The following is a 2570-nucleotide window of genomic DNA, read 5'->3' as shown; positions in this document are numbered from 1 at the left end:
AAACTCAAGCAATTCAGAGGCATTGCCACACGTTATGATAAGAACCCTGAGAATTTCCTCGCTGCTGTTAAACTGGCATCAGTTCGCATTTGGATGAAAAATTTATGAGTCTAGGGCCTAAAATCAGAGACTCAAAAAATCGGAGGGTACAAAGCTTATTCCACCGAAGAGAAAACCCAATGATATCTGGATATAAGCCAGACTCGGTATCAACTTGCCTTGTGAGAGATGATTTACGTATACTCCCTCCCTCATTTCTCACAAAGGTTGAAGATGGAACACAGTACGCTCATTCATTTTATTTTTGGCGACTTACTTCAAGCCGAACTCAAAAGTCGGCATTTTGTTCCGCATTTTCATGAAGAATATTCCATAGGCTGGATTCATGATGGCTATTGCAACATGGAATGTGACGGTACTCTCACCAAAATCGTGCCTGGACAGTTAATTTTACTCAACCCCTATCAGGTTCATTCCGCACGTACATCTTCTTTTTTAAGTTACGAAATGCGGTACGTAAAACAAGCGTTTGTCCGCGACTTTTTAGGCGAGCTCAAGGCCTTTTCCCACAAAGTGGTCACCGCGCCAGAAGTCATTCAAGCATTGGAAAAGGGAAAGGACGATACAGCCATCTATCAGGCTGTTTTTTCTCAATACGCGCACGCCCCCCTTCAGATCAGCCTTGAAAAAAACCGACTTTTGCAAAAAGCCTGTCACTTTATTGAAGGGCAATGGGAACCCCCCCTCTCTCTGCATGACCTTTCCAATTTTCTAGGCCTTAGCCCGACCTATTGTTCGCGTTGGTTCAAAAAAAACATCGGCATTCCTCCGCGAACCTATCACCGTCTTTTTCGTCTCGCCAAAGCCAAAGACATGATCAGAAAAGGCATCTCTTTAAGCGATGCAGCCTTCGCCTGTGGCTTCAGTGATCAAAGCCACATGACGAAAGAACTGTCGACTTTTTTTGGCGTGACCCCTGCCAATCTATTTAGAAAACAAGACAGAACGCAGCAGTAAGGTCGCATTGCGGGGACTTTCACCAATACGTCTTGCCGCATATGCCCACCAGTCTTGACCAAAGGGTAAATAGAGCCGCAAGCGATAACCGCGTTTAATTAACCCCTCCTGCACATCAGGTCGAACCCCATACAACATTTCAAACTCAAATTGATCTTTTTCCCAGCCATTTTGTTTGGAAAGCTCAAGAATAGGCTCGATTTTCGCAGGATCATGCGTTGCAAACACGGGGTAAAAACCGATATTTCTTGCCGATGTCTTTAACATTTTTCGCGCATGCTCTATGTAGGCATCTGTAATTCTGGCCTGACCTTGCAGCGCTTTTTCAGGTCCAGCAGCGAACGCTCCTCTTACCAAGCGGATCATGGCATTGGGTTGGATCTCTCTTTCCAGATCGTCATCTGTACGGTGCAAATAAGCTTGAAGGGTGAGTGCAACAGGCAGCCCTTTTCGTGAAAGATCCCTATAAACGGATATCGTCGGCTCATTCAGAGAGGCGTCTTCCATATCAAACATCAACCGGGATGTTTTACTGTTGGCATACTCTTTAAGTTTTTCAGCAAGATACTCTGCGTTCTTTTGAAAGAGATCAAAGCTCTGCATATAGCCGATTTGTGTCGGATCAACCGAAACATGCACATCCAGTCCAGCCTCAGCGAGTTTTTGTATGGCATCGCACTTGGCCTGCACCGTTTTAAAGATGAGCTCTTCATCCTCAACATACTCACCCAAATAAAAGGCCGACACATCTACCTTTGTGTCATTGAGCTTTTTTGCGACCGTGATCGCCTGATCCAAATTTTCGCCACCAACAAAGCGTTTGGCGATAGAACTTGCAGAACGACTATTCTGCATCAACTGTTCAATTTTTTTATTTCGCGCGGCAGAAATCAGTACGGATTGCCAAATATTCATATGCAATACTCCAAATGCAAATTAGCATTTTAAAGCATCACGCCCCGTCCCCTGTATTGTACGATATTGCACTTTCGTCTCAGCTCAAGCAGGCTCGCCTAAGGGCACTTAAACAATATCCTGATCTCAGAGAGGTGGTCCCCAAAACCTGGACAGGGTGCTAAGGTGGGATAGCCGCTTTTGAAAAGGACGATCTCATGGCAAAACGCCGTAATCATTCCGCCGATTTCAAAGCCAAGGTTGCATTGGAAGCTTTACGCGAAGAACTGACGCTTCCCGAATTGGCCAAGAAATACGATGTTCATCCCAACCAGATCAGCACATGGAAAAAGAAAGCTTTGGAAAATATGGCCGATATTTTTTCTGGCAAGCAGGAAAAGCAAAAAGACAACCATGAAGCCGAAATCAAGGAGCTTCACGCTAAGATCGGCGAATTGACGGTGGAAGTGGATTTTTTAGATCGGGCCTTCAAACACTCTCTCGGGAGCGGAGGAAGGCGATGATTGTTCCGCTTGAAAAGCTCTCGCTGACCCGCCAGTGCCAATTGCTCAAAATCCCGAGTTCGACCTATTACGCTGTCCGCAGTTCCCGCGACAAGTGCTGCAAGGGGGAGAATTCTTATAATCTCAGGCTCATGC

The 2570-nt window shown here is 45.7% G+C and carries 3 protein-coding genes and 1 pseudogene; 3 read left to right on the top strand and 1 reads right to left on the bottom strand.

Annotation, left to right across the window (positions count from 1 at the left end):
- Positions 1–108: pseudogene (locus Q397_RS24905) on the top strand (IS5/IS1182 family transposase); the annotation flags it as partial.
- Between the two features lie 165 nt (positions 109–273).
- Positions 274–1017 carry an AraC family transcriptional regulator gene (locus Q397_RS0120055; RefSeq protein WP_028880902.1) on the top strand — a complete coding sequence of 248 codons (744 nt, stop codon included), beginning with the start codon at positions 274–276 and terminating at the stop codon, positions 1015–1017.
- Here the strand turns inward: Q397_RS0120055 and Q397_RS0120050 are convergent.
- Positions 985–1932 carry a proline dehydrogenase family protein gene (locus tag Q397_RS0120050; RefSeq protein ID WP_028880901.1) on the bottom strand — a complete coding sequence of 316 codons (948 nt, stop codon included), beginning with the start codon at positions 1930–1932 and terminating at the stop codon, positions 985–987. The genes Q397_RS0120055 and Q397_RS0120050 overlap by 33 nt on opposite strands.
- A 197-nt stretch (positions 1933–2129) precedes the next feature.
- Here Q397_RS0120050 and Q397_RS0120045 point away from each other — a divergent pair, with 197 nt between their 5' ends.
- Positions 2130–2435, top strand: a complete 306-nt coding sequence (locus Q397_RS0120045) for an IS3 family transposase (protein WP_028880900.1) — start codon at positions 2130–2132, stop codon at positions 2433–2435.
- Positions 2436–2570 lie beyond the last annotated feature (135 nt).

The organism is Terasakiella pusilla DSM 6293, from assembly GCF_000688235.1.
GTDB classification, from domain to species: Bacteria; Pseudomonadota; Alphaproteobacteria; order Rhodospirillales; family Terasakiellaceae; genus Terasakiella; species Terasakiella pusilla.
Note: the sequence above shows the minus strand (reverse complement) of the source record. Positions and strands in the feature narration are given on the sequence as shown.